The 1,821-nt window shown below is 73.6% G+C and carries 1 protein-coding gene; it reads right to left on the bottom strand.

What is annotated here, in order from left to right; all coding sequences use genetic code 11:
* A partial coding sequence (locus tag QN357_RS18825) for a DEAD/DEAH box helicase (protein WP_323505379.1) occupies positions 1 to 1,821 on the bottom strand: 1,821 nt, incomplete at both ends.

Genomic DNA, 1,821 nt, shown 5'->3' with positions numbered 1-1,821 from the left:
CGCCCTGCACATTCTCGAGGTTCTTGACGAAGAGGCCATCGACCTCGTCCAGGGCGAGAGCGATGCGCTCGTCGTCGCTGTCGCGGAGCAGGTTCTCGATGAGGTTGCGCTGCTGCGCGTTGAAGGTGATCACGCCGACCGAGGGGGAGACCCCGGGCGAGGCTTGGAAGCGGCGCTCGATGTCGTCGACGATCGCGTGGGCCTCGACGGGGTTGGTGCGGAGCGCCGTGCCGCGCCCGGAGCGCTCGAACTGGCCGTTCACGCGCACGAGGGAGACACCGTGACCCGCGACCGCCGCCGAGCCGGTGGACCCGACCGAGTCGGCCGTGCGCGAGTCGGTCGTGCCCGAGTCGGCCGTGCCGGAGTCGGCCGAACTGGCACGGGCCGAACCCGCGCTGCCGGGCCCCATCGGCGCCGGGAACGACGACAGCCGGCTCTCGTAGTAGTAGTGGTTGCTGAACGCGATCAGCGACTCGTCCTGGCTGCGGTAATGCCACGACAACCACTTGCTCGGCACCCGCGCCTGCACGCACTCGGTGAGGATCGACTCCTCGTCCGCGACCGCGCCGAGCACCCCGTCCCCGCCGTCGAGGCCCGCGTCACCCTCGTCGTCGATGTTCGCGCTCGCCTCGGCGAAGCTCGTCGGCGGCATCTGCTTGCTGTCGCCCACGACGACCACGGACGCCGCCCTGCCCATCGCACCGATCGCATCCGCCACCCGGATCTGCGAGGCCTCGTCGAACACGACGATGTCGAACAGGGCCGCGTGCGCGGGGAAGAACCGGGCGACGGATTCCGGGCTCATCAAGGTGCACGGCATCACCTGGGTGATCAGGTCGCCGTAGTTCTCGAGCAGCGCGCGCACGCTCATGCCGCCGCGCTGCCGGTCGAGCTGGCGGCGCAGGCCGCCGACCTGCCCAGAGGCCAGGTTCGTGTCGAAGCGGCGGAGGCCGAGCACCTCGGCCGGGATGGCCCGGGGGAGTTCGCCGCGCACCGCGTGCGTGCTCGCGGTGAACCGGGTGATCGTCTTGCTGTGCGCCACGAGGTTGAAGTCGCCGAGGGCGGTCGCGTCCTCGCGTTCGGTGATCGAGGCGAGGGCGAGGCCCTTGTCGAACGCGAGCGCGGCATCTTCGGCCGGGATGCTGCCGGCCAGCAGCGCGGCGCGGGCGTCGGTGAGCCCGTGGCGCCGCAGCGGCTCGAGGTGACGCACGAGGGCGAGCCAGCGTTCGAGCACGACGGGCTGGGAGGACTCGACCGTGCGCGCGGCCCGGGTCGCCCACCAGCGGGCGATGAAGCCGAGGTCGCCGGCCCAGCGGGCGCGGTCGGCGGGCTGCACGTCGGCGGCGGTGTCGAGGGTCTGCCAGGCCGCGGCGAGGGCGGTGAGCGGCTCCTGGCCGGCGCCGAGCGGGGTCGAGGAGTAGTAGGCGCGCAGGTCGGCGGTGTGGGTGGGGGAGTCGCCGTCGACAGCGGGCACCGCGGGCCGGTTGAGCGCGTCGCCGAGCCAGCCGAGCCAGGCCAGGCCGGTCGCGAGGTCCTCGGCGTCGGCCGGCACGAACGGGTTCCACCGCGCGTCCACGAGCGGCACTGGCAGGGTGAGTGCGGCGTCGCGCAGGCCCTGCGCTTCGGCGTGCGCGGCGGCGAGGGCCGCGGTGAGCGTCGAGAGCGTCTTGAGCGGCACGGCCTTCTCCGGGGCGGATGCCGCGTCGCCGGTGAGCAGGTCGGCGACCTTCGCGAGCACCGCCCGGCGCTTGGCCGTGCGGCCGAAGAACCCGGCGGCATCCGCGGCGAGGGCCGCCGCGTGGATCCCGGGCACGTCACGGG

It is taken from the genome of Cryobacterium sp. RTC2.1 (genome assembly GCF_035018685.1).
GTDB classification, from domain to species: Bacteria; Actinomycetota; Actinomycetes; order Actinomycetales; family Microbacteriaceae; genus Cryobacterium; species Cryobacterium glucosi.
The sequence above is the reverse complement of the archived record's forward strand: the minus strand, read 5'-3'. Positions and strand labels throughout refer to the sequence as shown.